Annotated in this window: 21 protein-coding genes; 9 read left to right on the forward strand and 12 right to left on the reverse strand. The window is 67.7% G+C overall.

Features of this window, described 5'->3' with window-relative positions; all coding sequences use genetic code 11:
- Window positions 1–14: 14 nt before the first annotated feature.
- Genes FQU96_RS20320 through FQU96_RS20340 form a run of 5 tightly spaced genes read right to left on the reverse strand, consistent with a single transcriptional unit; the run spans window position 15 to window position 4,535 of the window.
- Complete coding sequence (locus FQU96_RS20320; RefSeq protein ID WP_146543161.1) at window positions 15–734, reverse strand: ABC transporter ATP-binding protein; 720 nt, start codon at window positions 732–734, stop codon at window positions 15–17.
- Window positions 731–1,453: an ABC transporter ATP-binding protein gene (locus FQU96_RS20325; RefSeq protein WP_146543162.1), complete on the reverse strand. Its 723-nt coding sequence runs from the start codon at window positions 1,451–1,453 to the stop codon at window positions 731–733. Before FQU96_RS20325 ends, FQU96_RS20320 begins: the two co-directional genes overlap by 4 nt.
- On the reverse strand, window positions 1,453–2,403 hold the full coding sequence (locus FQU96_RS20330; RefSeq protein ID WP_146543163.1) for a branched-chain amino acid ABC transporter permease: 951 nt from the start codon (window positions 2,401–2,403) through the stop codon (window positions 1,453–1,455). The genes FQU96_RS20325 and FQU96_RS20330 overlap by 1 nt, the downstream gene beginning before the upstream one ends.
- A gap of 1 nt (window position 2,404) precedes the next feature.
- Window positions 2,405–3,283, reverse strand: a complete 879-nt coding sequence (locus FQU96_RS20335) for a branched-chain amino acid ABC transporter permease (RefSeq protein WP_178130606.1) — start codon at window positions 3,281–3,283, stop codon at window positions 2,405–2,407.
- Between the two features lie 7 nt (window positions 3,284–3,290).
- Window positions 3,291–4,535, reverse strand: a complete 1,245-nt coding sequence (locus FQU96_RS20340; protein ID WP_146543165.1) for an amino acid ABC transporter substrate-binding protein — start codon at window positions 4,533–4,535, stop codon at window positions 3,291–3,293.
- Window positions 4,536–4,722: 187 nt separating this feature from the next.
- Between FQU96_RS20340 and FQU96_RS20345 the strand changes: the two genes are divergently transcribed.
- From FQU96_RS20345 to FQU96_RS20385, 9 genes are read left to right on the forward strand one after another with little or no spacing between them, the layout of a single operon-like run.
- Window positions 4,723–5,349 carry an XRE family transcriptional regulator gene (locus FQU96_RS20345; RefSeq protein ID WP_146543166.1) on the forward strand — a complete coding sequence of 209 codons (627 nt, stop codon included), beginning with the start codon at window positions 4,723–4,725 and terminating at the stop codon, window positions 5,347–5,349.
- Entirely contained in the window at window positions 5,346–7,460 is a 2,115-nt protein-coding gene (locus FQU96_RS20350; RefSeq protein ID WP_146543167.1) for a hydantoinase/oxoprolinase family protein, read from the forward strand. The genes FQU96_RS20345 and FQU96_RS20350 overlap by 4 nt, the downstream gene beginning before the upstream one ends.
- Window positions 7,461–7,477: 17 nt before the next feature.
- Window positions 7,478–9,283, forward strand: a complete 1,806-nt coding sequence (locus tag FQU96_RS20355; RefSeq protein ID WP_146543168.1) for a hydantoinase B/oxoprolinase family protein — start codon at window positions 7,478–7,480, stop codon at window positions 9,281–9,283.
- Window positions 9,283–9,561 carry a hypothetical protein gene (locus FQU96_RS20360; RefSeq protein ID WP_146543169.1) on the forward strand — a complete coding sequence of 93 codons (279 nt, stop codon included), beginning with the start codon at window positions 9,283–9,285 and terminating at the stop codon, window positions 9,559–9,561. Before FQU96_RS20355 ends, FQU96_RS20360 begins: the two co-directional genes overlap by 1 nt.
- 3 nt (window positions 9,562–9,564) lie before the next feature.
- Window positions 9,565–10,173, forward strand: coding sequence for a helix-turn-helix domain-containing protein (locus FQU96_RS20365; RefSeq protein ID WP_146543170.1), 609 nt, complete (start codon window positions 9,565–9,567; stop codon window positions 10,171–10,173).
- A gap of 11 nt (window positions 10,174–10,184) precedes the next feature.
- Window positions 10,185–10,877, forward strand: a complete 693-nt coding sequence (locus tag FQU96_RS20370) for an isochorismatase family protein (protein ID WP_146543171.1) — start codon at window positions 10,185–10,187, stop codon at window positions 10,875–10,877.
- Window positions 10,874–11,719 (forward strand): xanthine dehydrogenase family protein subunit M, encoded by an 846-nt coding sequence (locus FQU96_RS20375; protein ID WP_146543172.1) that lies wholly within the window; start codon window positions 10,874–10,876, stop codon window positions 11,717–11,719. The genes FQU96_RS20370 and FQU96_RS20375 overlap by 4 nt, the downstream gene beginning before the upstream one ends.
- Window positions 11,716–12,183: a (2Fe-2S)-binding protein gene (locus FQU96_RS20380; protein WP_146543173.1), complete on the forward strand. Its 468-nt coding sequence runs from the start codon at window positions 11,716–11,718 to the stop codon at window positions 12,181–12,183. Before FQU96_RS20375 ends, FQU96_RS20380 begins: the two co-directional genes overlap by 4 nt.
- Window positions 12,180–14,492, forward strand: coding sequence for a xanthine dehydrogenase family protein molybdopterin-binding subunit (locus tag FQU96_RS20385; RefSeq protein ID WP_146543174.1), 2,313 nt, complete (start codon window positions 12,180–12,182; stop codon window positions 14,490–14,492). Before FQU96_RS20380 ends, FQU96_RS20385 begins: the two co-directional genes overlap by 4 nt.
- A 291-nt stretch (window positions 14,493–14,783) precedes the next feature.
- On the opposite strand, the gene FQU96_RS20390 is transcribed toward FQU96_RS20385, so the two are convergent.
- From FQU96_RS20390 to FQU96_RS20420, 7 genes are all read right to left on the reverse strand, one after another.
- Entirely contained in the window at window positions 14,784–15,185 is a 402-nt protein-coding gene (locus tag FQU96_RS20390; protein WP_146543376.1) for a RidA family protein, read from the reverse strand.
- Window positions 15,185–16,810 (reverse strand): AMP-binding protein, encoded by a 1,626-nt coding sequence (locus FQU96_RS20395; RefSeq protein ID WP_146543175.1) that lies wholly within the window; start codon window positions 16,808–16,810, stop codon window positions 15,185–15,187. The genes FQU96_RS20390 and FQU96_RS20395 overlap by 1 nt, the downstream gene beginning before the upstream one ends.
- 4 nt (window positions 16,811–16,814) lie before the next feature.
- Window positions 16,815–17,627 carry an enoyl-CoA hydratase family protein gene (locus FQU96_RS20400; protein ID WP_146543176.1) on the reverse strand — a complete coding sequence of 271 codons (813 nt, stop codon included), beginning with the start codon at window positions 17,625–17,627 and terminating at the stop codon, window positions 16,815–16,817.
- Complete coding sequence (locus tag FQU96_RS20405; protein WP_146543177.1) at window positions 17,624–18,082, reverse strand: MarR family winged helix-turn-helix transcriptional regulator; 459 nt, start codon at window positions 18,080–18,082, stop codon at window positions 17,624–17,626. The genes FQU96_RS20400 and FQU96_RS20405 overlap by 4 nt, the downstream gene beginning before the upstream one ends.
- The gene (locus FQU96_RS20410; protein ID WP_146543178.1) at window positions 18,076–18,834 is read right to left on the reverse strand and encodes an SDR family NAD(P)-dependent oxidoreductase; all 759 of its coding nucleotides are present in this window, start codon (window positions 18,832–18,834) and stop codon (window positions 18,076–18,078) included. Before FQU96_RS20410 ends, FQU96_RS20405 begins: the two co-directional genes overlap by 7 nt.
- On the reverse strand, window positions 18,831–21,122 hold the full coding sequence (locus tag FQU96_RS20415) for a bifunctional salicylyl-CoA 5-hydroxylase/oxidoreductase (protein WP_146543179.1): 2,292 nt from the start codon (window positions 21,120–21,122) through the stop codon (window positions 18,831–18,833). The genes FQU96_RS20410 and FQU96_RS20415 overlap by 4 nt, the downstream gene beginning before the upstream one ends.
- 136 nt (window positions 21,123–21,258) lie before the next feature.
- The gene (locus FQU96_RS20420; protein WP_178130607.1) at window positions 21,259–22,149 is read right to left on the reverse strand and encodes an AraC family transcriptional regulator; all 891 of its coding nucleotides are present in this window, start codon (window positions 22,147–22,149) and stop codon (window positions 21,259–21,261) included.
- Between the last annotated feature and the right edge of the window lie 315 nt (window positions 22,150–22,464).

Consider the following 22,464-nt stretch of genomic DNA (forward strand, 5'->3'; position numbering starts at 1 on the left):
GTCCTCCCTCGCGTTCACAGTCCCAGGAACGCCGTCTTGACGAATGGATCGTCCAGCAGCGTCGGGCCGTCGCCCGACAGCACGACGCGTCCTTTCTCGATGACGAAGGCGCGGTCGGCCAGCTGCAGGCTCTGGCGCACGTTCTGCTCGACCAGCAGGATGGTGATCCCCGCGGCGTTCAATTGCCGGATCAGCCCGAACGTCTCGGCCACCACCTTGGGTGCCAGGCCGAGCGAGGGCTCGTCCAGGATCATGAGCCGCGGTTCGGCCATCAGGCCGCGGGCGATGGCCAGCATCTGCTGCTCGCCGCCCGACATGCTGCCGCCGAGCTGGCCGCGCCTCTGCGCCAGGCGCGGGAACAGCGTGAAGACGCGATCGAGGTTGCGGGCCAGGTTGGCCGCGGCGCGCCGGTTCAGGGCGCCCATCAACAGGTTTTCCTCGACCGTCATGCGCGCGAAGATCAGTCGGCCTTCGGGCACCAGCGTGATGCCACGGCCGACCATGGCGGGGCAGTCGAGGCCGCTCACCGTCTCGCCGTCGAAGCGGATCGTGCCGCCGCTCGGCCGGATCGCGCCGGCGATGACCTGGACGGTCGTGGTTTTGCCGGCGCCGTTGGCACCGACCAGCACGACGATGGTGCCCGGCGCCACGGTGAAATCGAGACCGCGCACGGCCAGTGCCCCGCCATAGCCGGCGGCCAATCCCTGGACGCTCAGCAGGTCGGTCGCGGTCATGGTGCCTCCTGGCCGAGGTAGGCCTCGATCACCCGGGGATCGCGGTTGACGTCCTCGGGCCGGCCGTCGGCGATCAGCCGACCGGCCTCCAGGACGATGACGCGGTCGGACACCTTCATGACCGCAGGCATGTCATGCTCGACCAGTAGAACGCCGGCGCCGCGGGCGGCCAGCGCCTTCAGGCTGGCCAGGATCTCCGCCGACTCCGCAGGCACCAGGCCGGCCAGCGGCTCGTCGGCCAGCAGCAGGTGAGGCCGCGCGGCGAAGGCACGCCCGAGCTCGAGCTTGCGCAGTTGCCCGATCGTCAGCTCGGCTGCCGGCCGTTCGGCCAGCGCCGTAAGGCCCGCCAGTGCCAGCGCCTCGTCGACGATCCCAGGGCCGCGCTTGTCGCGGTTGCCGAACAGGGCGCCGACCTTGACGTTGTCGCGCACGCTCAGCCCGCGGAAGGGGCGTGCGATCTGGAAGGCGCGGGCGACGCCGAGCTCGGCGATGCGGCAGGTATTCATGCCGTCGATGCGCCGGCCGCGGAAGGTGACGCTGCCGCGGCTGAGCGGCAGGTAACCGGTCAGCAGGTTGAAGATCGTCGACTTGCCGGCGCCGTTCGGGCCGATCAGGCTGACGATGCGGCCGGCTTCGGCGGTGAACGAGACATCGTCGACCGCCGCCAGCGCGCCGAACCGCCGGCTGAGCCCTGTGACGTCGAGCAGCGGCGTGGTCATCACTCGGCCTCGCGCGCCCGCCGGCGGCGCCACAGCCCGACAATGCCGTCGGGCGCGAGGAGAACCACGGCGATGATCAGGATGCCGGTGATGGCGAGGTGGTACTCGAGCAGGTCGGCCAGGACCAGCTTGGTGACGCCGGTCATGACCGCGGCGCCGATCACCGGCCCGAGGATCGATCCCATGCCGCCGACCAGGCTGTTGACGATCATTTCCAGGCTGAGCGAGCCGCGGAATACCGAATCGCTGGTGATGTAGCCGAGGTTCAAGGCATAGACCGCGCCGATCGATCCGGTCAGCGCGCCTGACAGCACGAAGGCCACGACCTTGAAGCGCGTCGTCGGCACGCCCAGCATCTGCGCGGCGTCCTCGTCCTCGCGGATCGCGGCCAGGCCATAGCCCAGCCGGCTGCGCGAGATCGCCCAGGCGATGGCCAGCACGACGGCCAGCAGCGCCAGCGCAATCCAGTAGAAGAAGGCCTCGACGCGCACACTCATCGGCGCCAGGTTCGGCAGCGCCAGACCGGTCGATCCGCCGAAAACGGGAAAGGCGGCAACGGCCTCACCCAGCACCAGCGCGACGGCCAGCATGGCGATGGTGAAGTAGTGGCCGCGCAGCCGCAGGATCGGCCAAGCGATGATCGTCGCGATACCGCCGGCGACCACTAGGCCGGCACCGAGGGCCCAGGCGAGCTGCAGCGCAGGGGCGGCCTCGGGCACGGCGCGCAGGGCGAGCGCCGCGGCGAAGGCGCCGATGCCGACGAAGGCGGTGTGGCCGAAGCTGTAGTAGGACGTGAAGCCGGCCAGCAGCCACCAGCAAACGGCGAAGCCCGCCGACAGGAAGATCGACAGACCGACGCGGACGTAGAACGCCTTGAGGAAGAAGGGCAGTATCGCCAGCGCGGCGATCAGCAGCACGGCCAGCAGCAGGATGGTGATCCGGCGCGCCATGTCAGCGGCTGGCCTTGAATGCGCTGCCCAGGATGCCGTTCGGGCGTACCAGCAACGTGACCAGCAGGATCAGGAACATCACCATGTTGGTGTAGACGGCCCCGAGATAAGTCTGGGTCAGGGTCGAGACCAGCCCGAGCAAGAGACCGCCCAGCATGGCGCCCCCCAGGCTGCCGACACCGCCCAGCGTGACGACGATGAAGGCATAGACCGTCCACGTCACTTCCTCGGCCGGCGTGAAGGGCAGCATCATGCCGATCAGCACGCCCGAGGCGGCGGCGAAAGCGCTGGCCACCGCGAAGGTCAGCGCATAGACCGCGCGGGCATCGACGCCGCACAGCCGGGCGCCGAGTTCGGACAGCGCCGTCGCCCTGATGACGCGGCCCCAGCGCGAGAAGCGCAGGAACGAACCGAGGATGGCGATCAGTGCCAGGCCGCAGGCGAAGGCGACCAGCCGCACCAGGTCGATCGAGATGTCGCCGACCCGCAGGTTGATGAAGGAATAGGACGGGCTGATCGACCGCACCGACGACGAGAAGGTGACCGTCAGCAGGTTCACGGCGATCAGGGTGAAGCCGAACGTGACGAGCAGGGCCGCGACCGGGTTGCCGCGTTCGACGGCCGGCTGGATCACCAGGCGCTGGCAGCCCCAACCCAGGGCGAAAGCCACGAGCATCAGCGGCGGAATCGACAGCAGCGGGTCGATGCCCAGCACCGACCACGCCACCAGGGCGCCATAGGCGCCGCCGATGACGAAGATGCCGTGGGTGAGGTTGATGACGCTCATCACCCCGAAGATCAGCGAGAAGCCGACGGCGGCGATCGAGAGAATGCCGCCGTAGAGCAGCCCGTTGACCAGCGTCTGGACCAGTGCCGTCACGATGGCGTCAGCGCTTCGACCAGGGCTCGATCGGCCACTGCGGCGCGGCTTCGCGCAGGCGTTCCGGCGCGATCACCTTGATGTCGCCGCCCTGCACCTGGGTCACTGCCGATCCCATCAGCACCGGATCGCCGTCGCCCTGCGGTGTGAACTTGATGCGGCCGTAGAGCGATTCGATATCGAGCTTGGCCAATGCATCGCGCACCGCGATCGGATCGTCGGTGCGGCCGACCGTCTGCAGGGCGTTGACATAGGCAACGATGCAGGCGGCTGCCGTGCCCTGATGGTAGATCAGCGGCAGGGTGTTGTTGGCGCGGTAGTATTCGGCAAACTTCGCCGTCGAGCCGAAGATCGGGTCCGTGTAGGGAAAGGTCGGCGACCAGGTCGAGATGCAGGTGATGCCGCCGGCGTACTTGCCCAGCGCCTCGCGGAAGCTGGCGGCCTGCGGTCCCAGCGACGTGAACAGCATCTTCACATCGGTCCGGCTCTGCGCCATCTGGCGCGCGATCAGCAGTGAGTTCTGGTCCGACGTCAGGCACATGACGATGTCGGGCGCATCCTCGCGCACCGAGGTCAGCACCGCTGAAACGTCCTGCAGCTGGGCCGGCAGCTCGAACACCTTGACGACCTGCATGCCCTTTTCCTTCAGGCGCTCGATCACGCCCAGCCCTTGAGGCTTGGAGAACGGGTCGTTGGTGTAGACGACAGTGAAGGTCTTGGGCTTGGGCGACAGCGCCTCGAAGGCGTCGACCGCGGGGAAGGCCGAGCGCGAGGCGCGTGGATACATGCCGAAGACGAACTTGTAGCCCTGCGTGAAGATCGGATCGCCGCCGCCGCCAGCCTGCACCATCGGCTTGCGTGCCCGTTCGGTCAGCGCGACCTGGGGCAGGATGATGGGTGTCGAGTACGAGCCCAGGAAGAAACGCACGTCGTCGTCGATCTGCTTCTGCAGCAGGGTCGTGGCGCGCTGCGGATCGGAGGCATCGTCGACCAGGCGCAGTTCCAGCCGGTGGCGCTTGCCGCCGATGTCGATCCCGCCCTTCACCTCGTTGACGTATTTGACGACGGTCTGGTAGCCGGCATGGACGCTCTGGCCGATTTCGGCCCAGCGGCCGCTGAAGGGGATGGTGCCGCCGAAGATGACGGAGGGCTGGGTCTGTGCCGCCACGCGGCCCGAGGCCCCGAGAGTCCCGATGCCGATGGTCGCCGAAACTGCCTTGATCGATCCGCGTCGCGTGATGCGGTACACCATGGGCCCCCTCCGTTTACCTCTCTGTCGTTGAAGCGTTTTGTGCGGGCGGCGCGTGGCGGCCTGCCGTGGTGGTTGGCAGAGATTTTCAAACACCACTACGGCGATATAGTATTTGACACGCGCCGGAGCGGCAAGGCAAATTTCAAAAAGAATATCGCCGTTCTCTTATGTGATACAGGGGGCGCGAATGGCAGGGCGGAAACAGGGGGCGGCTGCGACGGCGCGCCCGGCAGGCTTCGGCGACAAGCAGTTGCGCTCGCTCGGGCGGCGGCTGCGGCAGCTGCGCGAGGCACGCAACTGGTCGCTGAAGAAGATGGCTCTCGAAAGCGGCATCAGCATCGCAGCGATCCAGAAGATCGAAGTCGGCGAGGCCAATCCCAGTCTGCTGACCGTGCTGGCGATGACGGAAGTGCTGGGCGAGCCGGTTGACCGGTTGATCGAGGCGTCGCGCGAACTGGATCGCGCCGTCAACGTCGTGCGCGGCACGCTGCCGACGCGGGCGCAGGCCGCCGTGGCGCTGGTCACCGACCTCGACAGCCCGCAGATGGAGGCGCACCTGATCCCGGTCGACTCGAAGGAACGCTTCGACCTGCGCGGCCATGGCGTGGCCGGCGCAGCCTTCGCCTATGTGCTGGATGGTACGGTCGCCATCGACCAGGGGGGCGATAGCACGCCCCGCGTGCTGCGTGCCGGCGATGCGGTGCATCTCAACGCCGATGTGGCCCTCGGCATGACCGGCCAGCTTGCCCGGCGCAGCCACGTGCTGTGCCTGGCCGACCGCCGCGATCCCAACGACAGGGCAGAACCGAAATGACCAAGGGCCGCAAGTATCTCGTCGCGACGGATGTCGGCGGCACCTGCACGGATACCATCGTGTTCGCGTCGGGAGAGCCGGTGCGGCTCGGCAAGGCGCTCTCGACACCGCCGGACTTCGCCACCGGCGTGCTCGATTCGATCCGCTCGGCGGCAACCTCGATGGGTCTGACGCTGGAGGCGTTGCTGGCGCAGACGTCGCTGTTCATGCACGGCTCGACCGTCGTCGACAACGCGGTGCTGACTCGCGACGGCTCTCGCACCGGCCTGCTGACGACCGAAGGCTTCGAGGACACCGTCCTGGTGACGCGCGGCGCCTACGGCCGCTGGGGTGGTTTGACCGAGGACCGCATCAAGCATCCGGTCAAGACGGACCGCGCGCCGGCCCTGGTCGATGCCGCCCGCATCATGGGCGTCGCCGAGCGCGTCGACTACAAGGGCGCGGTATTGCGCGAGCTGGAAGAGGCCCAGGTCGAGCGCGCGGTGCGCCATCTGATCGACCGTCACCGGGTCGATGCCATCGCCGTGTCGTTCCTGTGGTCGTTCTACAACCCGGTCAACGAACAGAAGGTCAAGGCGCTGATCAACCGTATCGCGCCCGACGTCTACTGCACGCTGTCGAGCGACATTGCGCCGGTGCCCGGCGAATACGAGCGCAGCTCGACCGTCGTGATCAACGCCTATGCCGGCCGCATCACGCGCGCCTATCTGTCGAGCCTGGAAACGCTGCTGGCCGGGACGGGTTATGACGGCCCGGTCCTGGTGATGCAGGGCTATGGCGGCCTGTTGCCGGCGCACGAGGCGGCGGACCGCGCGATCGGCATGCTGGAATGCGGGCCCGCCGCCGGCGTCATCGGTAGCCGGGCACTGGGCCAGCTGCTGGACCAGCCCGATGTGATCGCGACCGATATGGGAGGCACCACGTTCAAGGTGTCGGTGATCCAGGGCGGTACGATCGAATATGCGCGCGAGCCGATGGTCGACCGCTTCCACTACACCCAGCCCAAGATCGAGGTCGTCTCGATCGGGTCGGGCGGCGGGTCGATCGTCACCTTGGAGCCCGGCTCGAACGCACCGCGGGTCGGCCCGCGTTCGGCCGGTTCGCGGCCCGGCCCGGTATGCTACGGCCTCGGCGGCGACGAGCCGACCTTGACCGACGTGTTCATGCTGATCGGCTACATGGACCCCGAGATTTTCCTCGGCGGCAGCATGCGGCTCGATCGCGAGCGGGCACGGCAGGTGTTCGAGCAGAAGATCGCCCGCCCGCTGGGGCTGTCGGTCGAGACCGCCGCGATCGGCGTCTATCGGGTCGCCGCGGCCCAGATCACCGACCTGATCCGCCAGATCACGGTCGAGCGCGGCCTGGATCCGCGCGACTTCGTGCTGCACGCCTTCGGCGGATCCTGTGGCATGGTCGCCGGCATGTTCGGCGCCGAGCTCAACGTGCGGCGCATGGTGGTGCCCTATACCGCCTCGGTGAATTGTGCCTTCGGCCTGATTTCGGCCGATATCGTGCACGAATACGCCACGACGGCGCTGCTGCCGGTGCCGTCGCCGGCCGAGGCGGTCAACCGGCTGTTCGCGCCGATGGTCGAGAAGGCGCGGGCCCAGTTGGCGCAGGAGGGCTTCACCGGCGATCGCGTGCGGTTGGAAGGCGCGGTCGACCTGCGCTATTCCCGGCAAGTGCACGAGGTCACCACGCCGCTCCGCGGCAGCGTGCCGCTCGACGATGCGGCGCTGGCCGGCGTGGTCGCCGATTTCGAGGCGCTCTACGAACGCAAGTACGGCAAGGGTTCGGCCTATCGCGAAGCCGGCATGGAGATGACCCAGTTCCGGCTGACGGCGCGCGGGTTGATGGAACGGCCTGAGATCGAGGCCGAGGCGACGGGCGGGGCGGATGCCGCGGGTGCGCGCGTCGGCCGGCGGCCGATCTTCGTCGACGCCGAGGACGGCATGGTACCATCAGACATCTACGATTTCGAGAAGCTGCGCCCGGGCAATGTCGTGGCGGGGCCAGCGGTGATCCACACGCCGATCACGACCATCGTGCTGCAGGCGGGCCAGCGTGGCACGCTCGACGGCTATCGCAACGTCATTATCGATTTCGCCTGAGCGCCACGGAGACACCGATGGATCCGATCACGTTCTCGATCATCCGTCACCGCCTGTTTCGCGTCGTCGAAGAGGCGGTCATGACGCTGAAGCATGTTTCGGGCAGTGCCATCACCAACGAAGGGCACGACCTGATGGTCTCGCTCTATCGTGCCGATGGTTCGCTGCTGATGGGGGGCGTTGGCTTCCTGCACCACCTGACCAGCGCTGCCGAGGCCTGCAAGGCGATCATCCGCCGCTTCGACGGACAGATCCACGAAGGCGACCTGTTCCTGCTGAACGACCCCTATACGGCGGCGTTGCATACGTCCGACATCTACCTGATCGCGCCGATCCATTACGAAGGCCGGCTGGTCGCGTGGAGCGCCTGTTTCGTCCACGTCTTCGACATCGGCGCGATGAACCCGGGCGGCTTCGCGCCTGACGCCGTCGACATCTTCACCGAAGGCTTCTCGTCGCCCGGCCTGAAGCTGATCGACCGGGGCGAGATGCGCCAGGACGTGTGGGACACCATCCTGAACATGGTGCGCGGCCCCGAGATGGTCGCCCTCGACCTGCGCTCGATGATCGCCTGCAACAACGTTGCTGGTGAGCGGCTGATCGCGCTGTTCGAGAAGTACGGCGCCGAGACCGTCGACCATGCCTGCCGCATGCTGATCGAGCAGTCCGAGCAGCGGTTGCGCGAGCGCCTGCGCGAACTGCCCGATGGGCAGTGGCAGTCGCGCCAGTATCTCGAGGTCAAGGGCGAGACCTACAGGGTCGTGCTCACCATGCGCAAGCAGGGTGACGAGCTGGTGTTCGATTTCACCGGGTCCTCGCCGCAATCGAAATACAGCGTCAACTGTTCGAAATGGGCGTCGCTGGGCGGGCTGTTCGCGCCGCTGTTCCCGCTGCTGTGCTACGACATCACCTGGAACGAAGGCGTCATCCGCCCGGTGCGCATGATCGCGCCGGAAGGCAGCATCGTGAACTGCGCGCGGCCGGCGCCGGTGTCGGTGGCGACGGTCGGCGCCATCCAGTCGGTCAACAATGCGGCCTGCGCCACCATCGGCAAGATGCTGGCGGCCAGTGAGCGGTACGCCGAGGAATCGACGGCGGTATGGCATGCCAATCACTTCGCCATCTTCATGTTCGGCACCAACCAGCGCGGCGGCTTGTCGATCGGCATCCTGACCGAGACCTTCGCCGGCGCGGGAGGCGCGCGGCATGTCGGTGACGGCGTCGATATCGGCGGCGAGATCCCGAACCCGATCTCGCGCATGGCCAATGTCGAGACCATCGAGGCGACGTTCCCGGTGCGCTACCTGTTCCGCCGCCGCCTGAAGGATTCGGGCGGGCCCGGCCGCCATCGCGGCGGCACCGGCGGCGAGATGATGATCGTCGCCCATGACGCGCCCGACGGCGGCATCGACTATGTCGTCTCCGGCAAGGGCACCAAGTTTCCGCAAAGCGACGGGCTGGCCGGCGGCTATCCCGGCGCGCTGAACGACTATGTCTGGATACATGCCGACGAGTCCGACGCGACGGCTTTTGCTGGCAGCCTCGCCGACATGAAGGGCCGGCACGAACCGATTTCCTGGGGCGTTTATCCGCTGCGCGGCAAGGATGGCCTCTATGTGCGCTGGAACGGCGGCGGCGGCCTGGGCGATCCGCTCGACCGGCCGGCCGAGCAGGTGGTGAACGATGTGACCGCCGGCGCGATCTCGACCCGCGCTGCTGAGGAGGTCTACGGCGTCGCCTTCAAGGACGGCGTCCTCGATGCCACCCTGACCGAAACCCGGCGGCGCGACCTGAAGGCCCGCCGCCTGCAGGAGGTCGCGTGATGGCTCGCCGGCGATTTTCCGACACCCTGGTCCTCGCCGACGGCAAGATCTGCTGCGGCGCCTGCGAGCGGCCGTTGGCCGCGGCCGATCGATCGTGGAAAGAGCAGGCCGCGCTCACCGTGGTGCCGGTCGCGTCGCTGCCCGGCGCCGGCCTCGGCACCGACAGCCGCATCGTGCTGCGCCGCTTCGCCTGCAGCGGTTGCGGCTCCCTGCTGGAGACCGAGGTGGCGTTGCCCGAGGATCCCTTCCTCGAAGACCGCATCGTCGTGGCAGGCTGAGCCATGGCGCGGCGCAAGGCGGCGCAGCCGGTCGAGGCGAAATCGGCGTACGAGACCGAGCTGGTCGGTGAGCGGCTGCGGGCCCTTCGCCTGGCGCAGACACTGACCTTGAGTCAGTTGTCGGCGCTGTCCGGCGTGCCGGCCTCGACCATCTCCAAGATCGAGAACGGCCAGCTGCGCCCCAACCTGGTGCATGCCATCAATCTGGCCGAAGCCCTGGAGGAGAACCTGGGGTTCCTGATCGGCCGCTATCGTGACCGGCCCGAGCCGGTCGTCGTGGTCAAGGCGCAGGAACGCAGCACCATCCACTACGGCGACATGGGTCTGACGCTGCAGGACCTCAACGGACACTTCAAGCCCGGTGTCCTCGAATCGCGCGTCGGCATCATGGCGCCGGGCGCGCATTCCGGCGTCGATGCAATGACGCATCAGGGCGAAGAGTTCTGCTACATCATCGCCGGCGCCATTCGCTATCGCATCGCCGACGAGATCATCGAGTTGACGGCCGGCGACTACCTGCAATTCAAAAGCGACATCCGCCATTCCTGGGAAAATGCCCATTCGGGAGAGACTCGAGTGCTGTGGGTGTTCTCCAACGGTCTCTCGTTCTGAGGAAGTACCAGATGCACAACGTGTCCATTCGCCAGGAAATCGTCGATCGCGTCATCGCGCGCCGCGGCCGCGTCCATTGGTTCGACAGTCTTGACCCGGCGCGGACGGCTGTCGTCGTCATCGACATGCAGAACACGTTCTGTGCGCCGGGCGGTCCGGCCGAGGTGCCGACCTCGCGCGGCATCACCGCCGGCATCGACCGGCTGAACCATGCCGCCCGCGAACGCGGCATGCCGGTGATCTGGGTCCTGCACGCCAATACCCACTGGCGCGGCCGCAGCGACTGGGAGCTGTTCTTCAATCACGTGGTCGCCGACGAGGTGAAGGCGCGCACCATCGAGAGCCTGGCGGCCGGGCGCCAGGACGTCTGGTCGGAACTGCACACGGAACCCGCCGACCTTGTCGTGTTCAAGAACCGCTACAGCGCGCTGATCTCGGGTGCCTCCAACCTCGAGCGCGTGCTGCGCAACCTCGGTGTCGACACGGTGCTGATCGCCGGCACCAAGACCAACGTCTGCTGCGAGGCGACGGCGCGCGATGCGATGATGCTCGATTTCAAGGTCGTGATGGTGTCGGATTGTTGCGCTGCGCTGTCCGACGACGAGCATCGCGCCACGTTGGAGACCTTCATCCAGCAGTTCGGTGACGTGATGACGGCGGACGAGGTCATCGCCTGCCTGGATCGCGGCCGCAGCGACACATGACGCCGGTCGCCTACCATCGGCCTGCCGACCTCGCGGCCGTGCTGGCGCTGCTGGCTGCCGACGAGGAGGCCCGGCCGCTGGCGGGCGGCCAGACATTGGTGCCGATGCTCAATCTCGAGCTGCTGGCTCCGACGGCGATCATCTCGCTGATCGATGTTGCCGAGCTGCGCGGGATCCGGCGCCTCGACGACGGCGCGGTCCGGATCGGCGCGATGGAGACCCACGCCCGGATCGCCGTCAGCGACGCCTTCCGTGACGGCCAGGCCCTGATCCCCGACACGGCGCGGCAGATCGCGAGCCCGGCGATCCGCAATTTCGGCACCATCGGCGGCGCCTGCGCGCACGGCGATCCCGCCTCGGACTGGCCGGCGGCCTTGGTCGGCGCCGGTGCCACGATCGAGATCGCCGGCCGCGACGGCATCCGCAAGATCGCCGCCGAGGATTTTTTTCTGCAGTTCCTGACGACGGCGCTGGAGCCGGGCGAGCTGGTCACGGCGATCCTCGTGCCGCCGTTGCCGGGGCGAGGGCGATACTACCGCTTTGCGCGCGTCGATTCCGACTACCCCATCCTGTCCATCGCCTGCGTCGCCGATATCGCCGGCGGCCTCTGCCGTTTCGTGCGGTTGGCGGCCGGCGCCTGCGGCCCGACGCCGGTCCGTGTCGCGGCGGCCGAAGCGCTGCTGGCCGGCCGTCCACGCGATGCCGCTCTGGTGCGGCAGGTCGGGACGATGCTTGCCAGTGCCGCTGAGCCGATCGACGACGTCCGCGGCAGCGCCGACTATCGCCGCCGCATCCTGCCCGGGCTGGTCGCGCGCGTCCTGGACGAGGTGGCCGGCCCATGATCACGACGACGCTGACGGTCAACGATCGTGTCCACGCCGTCACCGCCGAGGCGACGGCGACGGTTCTCGACATCTTGCGCGACCATCTCGGCCTGACCGGCGCCAAGCGCGGCTGCAATTACGGCGTCTGCGGTACCTGCAGCGTGCTGATCGACGGCAAGCTGGCGCGCGCCTGCCTGTCCCTGGCCGCCAACTGCGCGGGGCGCGCGGTCACGACGATCGAAGCGATCGGGCAGGGCGAGGCGCTCGACCCGCTGCAGCGTTGCCTGGTCGAGACCGGCGCGGTGCAATGCGGGTTCTGCAGCCCGGCCATGGTGCTGGCGATCAAGGCGTTGCTGGCGGTGAACCCGCATCCGACGGCGGCGGAGATCGGCGCTGCGATCTCGGGCAACATCTGCCGGTGTTCGGGCTACGGCGCGATCATCGAAGCGGTGACGCGCGCGACCGGGGGCGCCGCGCCATGACCGACATGACCGTGGTGGGCCAGTCGGCCCCGCGCCTGGAAGGGCAGGAGAAAATCACCGGCCGCACGGTCTATGTCGATGACATGCAGCGGCCCGGCATGCTGCAGGCGGCGGTGTTGCGCTCGCCCTATGCCCATGCGCGGCTGGTGTCGTTGGATGCGACCGCGGCACGTGCCCTGCCGGGTGTCCATGGCGTGCTGACCGGCGCGGATTTTCCCCATCACTATGGTGCCTTCGTCCAGGATGAGGTGGCGCTGGCACGGGGCAAGGTGCGCTACGTGGGTGAGCCCGTGGCGGTGGTGGCTGCCGACACGCTCGCCGTGGCGCGCCAGGCGCTGGGTCTGATCGCGATCGACTACCAGGAATTACCGGGTGTGATGACGCCGGCCGACGCGCTGGCACCGGACGCACCGCTGGTACACGACGATTTCGCCGCCTACGGGCGCCGTGTTGCCGTGCCGCTGCCCGCCAATGTCTGCGCCGCGACCACGATCGCCGAGGGCGACGTCGAGGCGGCCTTCGCCGGCTGCGACGTGGTGGTCGAAGGCACCTACGAGACCCAGGCCCAGGTCCACTGCTATCTCGAGCCCTGTGGCGCATTGGCCGAGGCCGATGCCGCCGGCAAGGTCACCGTGTGGTCGTCATGCCAGTCGGTGTTCCGGGTGCAGGCGACGGTGGCCGAGGTGCTGGGCATGCCGATGTCGCGCGTCCGGGCCATCGCGACCCGTGTCGGTGGCGCGTTCGGCGGCAAGTCCGACGTCACCGTGCAGCCGCTGGCCGCGCTGCTGGCCTTGCGCACCCGCCGGCCGGTCAAGCTGGTGCTGAGCCGCGACGACGATTTCATGATGATGCGCACGCGGCACCCGGCGACGATCTGGATGAAGACCGGGGCCATGGCCGATGGCCGGCTGGTGGCGCGCGCGGCGCGCGTCACGCTCGACGGCGGCGCTTATGCCGAGGATTCGTCGGCTGTGCTGGGCTTCGCCCTGCTGATCGCACGCGGTCCCTATCGCATCGACCACATCCGGATGGAAGGTCAGGTCGCCTACACCAACCGCCTGCGCGCGGCCGGGTTCCGCGGTTACGGCAACCCGCAGGTCACCTTCGCCGGCGAATGCCAGGTCGACGAGATCGCTGCCCGTCTCGGACGCGATCCGATCGACCTGCGCCTGCAGAATGCGGTGCGCGCCGGGGATCGCTGGGTCGGCGGCCAGGCGATCGAGGCCTGCGGCTTTGCCGAATGCCTCGAGAAGCTGCGTGACGCGTTGCCGCCGCGCATGCCGAGTCGTGGTATCGGCGTGGCCTGCGTCGCCCATATCTCCGGCATTCTCTCGACCAGCGCCATCGTGCGCGTGCTGGAAGACGGCACGGTGACGCTCAACACCGGCGCGGTCGATCTGGGCGAGGGGGCTGATACGGTGCTGGCGCAGATCTGCGCCGAGACGCTGAAGATCCCGCTGGACCGCATCAACTACACGGTGCCCGATACCGACGGTTCGCCCTACAACTGGTCGACCGGCGGCTCGCGCGTCACCTACATGGTCGGGCGTGCAGTCGCAGGCGCTGCAGGCCAGGCCCGTGATCGATTGTTCGAGCATGCCGCCGAGATGCTGGAATGCGGGACGGGTGATCTCGAACTGCGTGCCGGCGGGCGTGTCGGCATCGTCGGTGTGCCGGGGGCCGAGGTCCCGTTCCGCGATATCTCCGGCCGTGCCCACTGGGTCGTGGGCGGCCCGATCATCGGCACGACCTCGGTGATGTTCGAGGGCGGCGGCTTCGATCCCAAGCGCAGTGCCGTGACCGGCAACGGCATCGGCAACCTCGGCACGTTCGTCTTTGGCGCACAGGCGGCCGAGGTCGATGTCGACGACGTGACCGGCCAGATCGCGGTTCGCCGGATCTGGGCGGCGCACGATGTCGGCCGCGCGATCAATCCGACGGCGGTGGAAGGCCAGATCGCCGGCGGCATCGTCCAGGGCCTGGGCTATGCCCTCTACGAGGATCTGCGCTTCGACGGGCCCAACCCGGCCAATCCGACGCTGATGGACTACAAGGTACCTGGAGCACTCGACATACCGGAGATCACCCCGATCATCGTCGAGCACCCCGAGCCGTCCGGGCCGTTCGGCGCCAAGGGCATCGGCGAGCCGCCGCTGGTGCCGGTCGCACCGGCCATCGCCAACGCGGTGGCGGATGCACGCGGCGTGCGGATGAGGGCGCTCCCGATGACCCCGGAACGCGTGCTCGCCGCGCTGGACGGTGGTCAAGCTGTCATCCCGAGCGCAGCGAGGGATCCAGGGCACGCCTAGACTAGGGCGAATCACTGTCGTCCTGAGCGAAGCGAAGGACCCTGCGGTGCGCCGACCCGCACGAACGCGCGGTCATGAGAAGGAAGACTTCACCACAGAGGCACAGAGAGCACAGAGAAACACAGAGGACAATCTTCGCGCGCGCCGAACGTGCGCCATGGCCTTATCTCTGTGTCCTCTGTGCCTCTGTGGTGAAGTCTTCATTCCGTACATGTCAGCCGGTGCGGTCGGCGCACCGCAGGATCCTTCGCTTCGCTCAGGATGATAGCAAATCCAGGCCCCAGACGACCGTCACCGTGGATGGGGCACGACGGCTGTTGCCTGGATCTCGACCTTGGCCTGGTCCTCCATCAGCGCCACCACCTGGACCGCGGCCATGGTCGGGAAGTGGCGTCCGATGACGTCGCGGTAGACTTTGCCGATGCCGTCGAGATGGGCGAGATAGTCCTTCCTGTCCGTCAGGTACCAGGTCATCGACACGATGTGCTCCGGCCCGGCACCGGCTTCGCCCAGCACCTCGACGACGTTCAGCAGGGTCTGGCGCACCTGGCCGACGAGATCATCGCACTCGAACCGGTTCTGCCGGTTCCAGCCGATCTGCCCGGCGACGAAGACGGACCTGCCCTCAGCCGCAATGCCGTTGGCGTAGCCCTTGGGTTTGGCCCAGCCGGCGGGCAGCAGGATCGTGTGCATCATGATCGTTCCTGGTTTCTCAGCTGGAAGCGCTGGATCTTGCCCGTCTGCGTCTTGGGCAGGGCTGATGTGAACTTCACCGAGCGCGGATACTTGTAAGGCGCGATCGTTGCCTTGACGTGATCCTGCAGCCGCTTCGCGGTCTCGCCGTCGTCGGGCACGCCGTCGGCGAGCACGACGTGCGCTTCCACGATCTGGCCGCGCTCGGCGTCGGCGACGCCGATGACGGCGCATTCGCGCACGTCGGGATGGGTCAGCAACGCAGCTTCGACTTCCGGGCCGGCGATGTTGTAGCCGGCCGAGACGATCATGTCGTCCGAACGCGCGGCGAAATGAAAGAAGCCAGCCGCGTCCTGCGAGAACGAATCGCCCGTGAGGTTCCAGCCGTCGCGGACGTAAGCCCGCTGCCGGGCATCGGCGAGATAGCGGCAGCCGGTCGGGCCGCGCACCGCAAGCCGGCCGACGGTGCCGCGCGGCAGCTCGTTCATGTCGTCATCGACGATTCTCGCTTCGTATCCGCGCACCGGCTTGCCGGTCGAACCGGGCGCCAGGTCGTCGAGCCGGTTGGAGATGAAGATGTGCAGCATCTCGGTGGCGCCGATGCCGTCCAGGATCGGCTTGCCGGTTTTTTGCATCCAGTCGTTGAACACCGGGGTCGGCAGGGTCTCGCCGGCCGAGACGGCCACGCGCAGCGAGGACAGGTCGGCGCCCGTGTCCATGGCCGCGAGCATGGCGCGGTAGGCCGTGGGCGCCGTGAAGCTGATGGTGGCGCGATAGGTTTCGATGATCTCGATCATGTTCGCGGGCGAGGCGTTCTCCAGAAGCGTCGCCGCCGCACCGAAGCGCAGGGGGAAGATGGCCAGGCCGCCCAGGCCGAAGGTGAACGCCAGCGGCGGCGAGCCCACGAAGACGTCATCCGGCGTCACCCCCAGCACGTCCTTGGCATAGCCGTCGGCGATGACCAGCAGGTCGCGATGGAAGTGCATCGTGGCCTTGGGCACGCCGGTGGTGCCCGAGGTGAAACCCAGCAGCGCCACGTCGTCGCGGCCGGTGGCGACGGCCTCGAAGCGCACCGGCTTGTTGAGCGCGATGCGGTCGAGCTCGGCGTCGTGATTGGCCGTGCCGTCGAAGCCCACGACCTGTTCGAGGTGCGGGCTGTCCTTGGCGCACGCCACCAGTTCGTCCATCAGCCGGGTATCGCAGAGCGCCAGGGCAATCTTCGCCTTGTCGACGATCTGCGTCAGCTCGCCGGCGCGCAGCATGGGCATGGTGTTGACCACGACCGCGCCCGCCTTGGTCGCCGCCAGCCAGCAGGCGACCATGGCCGGATTGTTGGCGGCGCGGATCAGGATCCGGTTGCCGGGACGCACGCCGTAGTTTTCGACCAGGGCATGCGCGAGCCGGTTGGTCCAGTCGCTCAGCTCCTTGTACGTCCGGCGCCGGCCGTTGCCGATCAGCGCCGTGTGATCGCCGAAGCCCTTCTGGACCAAGCGGTCGGTGAGCTCGACGCCGACATTGAGATGCTCGGGATAGTCGAAGCCGGCGAGCGGCAGATCGGGCCATTGCCCGGGCGGCGGCAGGTTGTCCCGGGCAAACGTGTCGACATGGGCGGTCGGTCCCAGCATGGCGTCAGCTCCCCTCGAAGACAGGCCTCTCACGGGCGACAAAGGCGCGGTAGGCGCGCTCGAAGTCACGCGTCTGCATGCAGATCGCCTGCGCCTGGGCTTCGGCTTCGATCGCCTGGTCGAGCCCCATCGACCATTCCTGATTGAGCTGGGTCTTGGTGATGCCGTGCGCAAAGGTCGGCCCGGCCACGATGCTGCGGGCCATATCGAGCGCCTCGGTCTCCAGTGCCGTGGCGTCGACCAGGCGGTTGTAGAAACCCCAGCGCTCGCCTTCCGCGGCCGACATGCTGCGGCCGGTGTAGAGCAGCTCGGCGGTGCGGCCCTGGCCGATGATGCGCGGCAGGATGGCGCAAGCGCCCATGTCGCAGCCGGCCAACCCGACGCGCGTGAACAGGAACGCCGTCTTGGCTGCGGGCGTGGCGATGCGGATGTCGGAGGCCATGACGATGATCGCGCCGGCACCGACGGCCACGCCGTCGACGGCGGTGATGATCGGCTTGCCGCACGACAGCATCGCCTTGACGAGATCGCCGGTCATGCGCGTGAAGGCGAGCAGCTCCTTCATCTCCATGTCGACCAGCGGGCCGATGATGTCATGCACGTCGCCGCCGGAGCAGAAATTGCCGCCGTTGGGCAGGAAGACCACCGCGTCGACGTCATCGGCATAGCGCAGCTCGCGAAAGGTATCGCGCAGCTCGGCATAGGATTGAAAGGTCAACGGGTTCTTGCGCTCCGGGCGGTCCAGCCGCACGCATGCCACCTTGGCCTCGACCTGCCAGAGGAAGTGCTTGGGCCTGAAGCCCGCCATCTGTGTCATGCCCGTCCCTCCCAATTGCTGCGAAAAGCCTTCAGCATCGACGTCAGCTGCCGTGCATCGCTGCGGGTGACGCCGGCCAGCAGTTCATCGACCCAGCGTTCGTGCGCCGCCGCCATGGTGCGAAAAGAATCCTTGCCGGTCCGCGTGAGGTGAACGATCGACGTCCGCCGATCGCCGTTGCGCTGGCTGCGCTGCACCAGGCCTTCCGACACCAGCCGATCGACGATGCCGGTGACATTGCCGTTGGACACCAGCAGGAAGCGCGACAGGTCGCTCATCAGCATGCCGTCGGGCGTGCGATAGAGTGCCGCCATGACGTCGAACCGGGGCAGGGTGGTGTCGAACTCCTTGTTCAGGCGGTCGCGCAGTTCGCCCTCGATGGTGCGCGACGCGCGCAGCAGCCGGATCCAGAGTCTCAGCTTCTCCTTCGAGGCGGACAGCGGACCGCTCACCAAGTCTCGCCTCCCGACAGTGACAGCGTCTGGCCGGTGATCGAGGCGCCGGCCTCGCTGCAGAGCCACAGCACGGCCGCGGCAACCTCCTGCGGCTGGATGAAGCGGCCCTGCGGATTGGTCGCCGCCAGGCTCGCGCGCGCCTGCTCGACCGTGCGGCCGGTCTTCTCGATGATCCGCTGGACCGACTCCTGCAGCATGTCGGTCTCGACGAAACCGGGGCAGACCGCATTCACGGTCACGCCGGTCCTGACCAGCTCCGTCGCCAGGGCCCGCATGAGGCCCACGACGCCGTGCTTGGCGGCAACGTAGGGCGCGACATAGGCGTAGCCCTTCAGCCCGGCAGTTGACGCGACGAACACGATGCGGCCCGACTTGCGGGCGGTCATGCCGGCGAGCGCCGGCTTCACGGTCAGGAACGAGCCGGTCAGGTTGACGTCGAGCGTGTGCTGCCAGTCGGCGAGCGAGGTCCGATGCGCCGGGCTGCTACCCGACATGCCGGCGTTGGCGACGACGATGTCGAAGGGCCCTCGTGCCTTTTCGGCATCCGCGTGCAGCGCGGCCATGGCCGCTTCATCGGTGACGTCGGCCGCGATGGCGACGACACGATCGTTTTCGCGCGCGACAGTGGCGAGCTGCTCTGGCCGCCGGCCGCAGATGGTCACGGCGGCGCCGGCCTCGGCGAGGGCAAGAGCAACTGCCCGGCCGACACCTGTGCCGCCGCCGGTCACCAGCGCGTGTTTTCCCGTCATCATACTTTCTGCCCCGTGGTTGTGGTGCGTTCGGTCAGGCGATAGAGCTGGTCGCGGCCCGCGAGATAGGGGTCAGGCCATTTCAAGTCGCGATCGCCCAGCTGTGCCGCGGCGTGCAGGGTCCAGTAGGGATCCGCAAGATGCGGCCGCGCCAGGCAGACGAGATCGGCGCGGCCGGCCAGCAGGATCGAGTTGACATGATCGGGCTCGTAGATGTTGCCCACCGCCATGGTGGCCATGCCGGTCTCGTTGCGGATGCGATCGGAAAACGGCGTCTGGAACATGCGCCCGTAGACGGGGCGGGCGCGGATCGATGTCTGGCCGGCCGACACGTCGCAGATATCGACGCCCGCCGCTTGCAGGAGCCGCGCGATCTCGACGGCTTCCTCGGGCGTCACCCCGTCGTCGCCGACCCAGTCGTTGGCGGAGATGCGCATCGAGATCGGCTTGTGTGCCGGCCAGGCCGCGCGCACGGCGCTGAAGACTTCCAGCGGGTAGCGCAGGCGGTTCTCCAGCGAGCCGCCATAGGCGTCGGTCCGCCTGTTGGTGAGCGGCGTGATGAAGGACGACAACAGATAGCCGTGCGCGGCATGGATCTCCAGCATGTCGAACCCGCAGCGCGCCGCCATGGCGGCCGCGGCGGCGAACTGCTCGCGCACCCGGGTCATGTCGGTGCGGTCCATCGCCTTGGGCACCTGGTTGGCGGCCGACCAGCCCACGGCGGAAGCAGCCATCAGCGGCCAGTTGCCCGTGGCCAGCGGCGCGTCCATCTGCTGCCAGCCGAGTTGGGTCGAGCCTTTGGGACCGGAATGCCCGATCTGGGCGCAGATCTTGGCCTCGGTCTCGGCATGCACGAAATCGACCAGGCGCTTCCAGGCAGCCTCGTGCGCGGGCGCATAGAAGCCGGTGCAGCCCGGCGTGATCCGTCCTTCGGGGCTCACGCAGGTCATCTCGATATGGATCAGCCCGGCGCCACCCTTGGCCCGCTCGGCGTAGTGGACGAAGTGCCAGTCGGTGGGGCAGCCGTCGACAGCCTTGTACTGCGCCATCGGCGACACGACGATGCGGTTCTTCAGCGTCAGCTCGCGCAGCCGGAACGGCGCGAACATCGGGGCACGCCGCGCATTGTCGGTGTTGCCGGCGCGGCGCTGGAACCAGGCTTCCGCCTCGCCCAGCCACTGGGGATCGCGCAGGCGCAGGTTCTCGTGGCTGATGCGCTGCGAGCGGGTCAGCAGCGAGTAGTTGAACTGCACGGGATCGAGGTGGAGGTAGCGCTGGACCTCCTCGAACCATTCCAGCGAGTTGCGTGCCGCCGACTGCAGGCGCAGCACCTCGGCACGACGCGTGCTTTCGTATTTCTCGAAAGCCGCCTCCAGCGTCGTCTCTGAATGCACATAGTCAGCGAGCGCGACGGCACTTTCCAGCGCGAGCTTGGTGCCGGAGCCGATGGAGAAGTGCGCGCTGGCCGCCGCATCGCCCATCAGGGCGAGGTTCTTGTGCGACCATCGCTGACACAGCACGCGCGGAAAGTTGATCCAGGCCGAGCCGCGCAGATGGTTGGCATTGGACATCAGAGGATGGCCGCCGAGATACTTGGCGAAGATCCGCTCGCAGGCGGCGATCGACTCCTCGCGACTCATGTCGCCGAAGCCCCACTTGTGCCAGGTCTCTTCGCTGCATTCGACGATGAAGGTCGCCGTCTCCGGTTCGAACTGGTAGGCATGCGCCCATATCCAGCCGTGCTCGGTCTCCTCGAAGATGAAGGTGAAGGCGTCGTCGAACTTCTGCCGGGTGCCGAGCCAAACGAACTTGCACTTGCGCACGTCGATGTCGGGCTTGAAGACGTCGGCAAATGCCGTCCTTGACCGCGAGTTCAGCCCGTCGGTGGCGACGACAAGGTCATGCGACGCCATGAGGGGGGCGGGGTCGGCGACCTCGGATTCGAAGACCAGCTCGACGCCCAGCTCGCGGGCGCGCCGCTGCAGCAGCAGGAGCAGCCGCTTGCGGCCGATGCCGCAGAAGCCGTGCCCGGTCGAGACGATGCGCGTGTCCTTGTGGATGACGGCGATATCGTCCCAGTATGCGAAGTACTCGCGGATCCATGCCGCGCTTACGGGGTCGTTGGCTTCAAGGTTGTCGAGCGTTTCCGCCGACAGCACGACCCCCCAGCCGAACGTGTCGTCAGCGCGGTTGCGTTCGATCACGGTGATCTCGTGCGCAGGGTTCCTGCGCTTCATCGAGATCGCGAAATAGAGGCCGGCGGGTCCGGCGCCGAGGACAACAACCTTCATGTCGAGGGTCCTCCCGTCTGGGGACGCCTCTATGCCATCCCATCAGCCTGATCATTTCAAGTATAAAATTTTAACCTTGAAATTTAAATCGGCTACGTGCCGGCGGGCCGGAGCGTCGGGTTGCGCCGATGGCGTGTCAGGAACGCCGGAAGACGCTGGGTGTGACGCCGGTGGCGCGTTTGAAGCTGGTGGCGAAGTGAGCGGCCGACGAGAAGCCGCAGGCGAGTGCGACCTCGGTCGTGGTGAGATTGCCGGTACCCAGCAGAGCCTTGGCGCGGTGCAGGCGGCGCTGCAGCAGGTAGCGGTGAGGGGACTCGCCGGTGGTTGCCTTGAAGGCACGGGCGAAGTGGAACGGGCTGAGGCAGGCCTCGCGCGCCAGTTCGTCCAGTGTCAGGTCGCGATCGAGATGGCTGTCGATGAGCTGCAGCACGCGCGCCAGCCGGCGGCCGTCGAGCATGCCTTTCGCCGGCGGCTGTGGGTGCGCGGTGGGACAGAGGTTGGAATAGCTGCGCAGGATGTAGGCACCCAGCGCCGCCGATAGCGTACCGATCAGCAGGGTGGCGACCGGGCTGGGGTGGCGAAGCTCTTCCGCCACGGTGCGGCCGATGGCCTCGATCACCGGGTCGTGGAAGCCGCCCTCGTAGCGCAACCGTACCCGATCGGGGTCGACATCGAGGTCGGCCAGCGCCGTCTGCGACAGCGGCATGGCCGGCAGATAGAGGTGAACGCTCTCGCGGATCTCGCCGTAGAGATGGATCATGTCCTCGCGGATGCCGGCCGGGCACAGCCACACCGTTCCCGGCATGGCGTGGTGCTGTTGCAGCTTGCCGTCACCGCGGCGGCGCACGCGCAGCTTGCCGTCGAGCATCACGATGACCTCGGTGTCGCGCGGCAGCACCTCGCCGAGATCGCCTTCGGCATGCTGCCAGCGCTCGGCCAGCAAGCCATGCCATCCCCGGCCGCGGCTGGAGCCGAGGCAGGTCCCGGTCGTGTACTTCGACTTGCTGTGCCCGATCAGCCGCGCCATGCCGGGTGCCTTCGAGGCAGGGGAGGCGAATGCTTCCGTACGCAGGTCCGCTACGCACGACGCTAAGCCTTTCATGCCGCCGCGACCCTGACAAGGTCTCTGTCTGGGAGCGCGGGCGTCTCGCCCATTGGCGCTAACTTTGACGATGTTCCAACCAATGACCTCATCCTGAGGAGGCCGCGTAGCGGCCGTCTCGAAGGATAGGCTACAGGCGAAGTCTTGGAAAAAGCGTGTTCGCAGCGCCTGCGTCGTTACCCACCCTTCGAGACGCGGCCCTGCGGGCCGCTCCTCAGGGTGAGGTTCATGCGTAAGTTA

This window comes from Reyranella sp. CPCC 100927 (assembly GCF_007859315.1).
GTDB lineage: Bacteria > Pseudomonadota > Alphaproteobacteria > Reyranellales > Reyranellaceae > Vineibacter.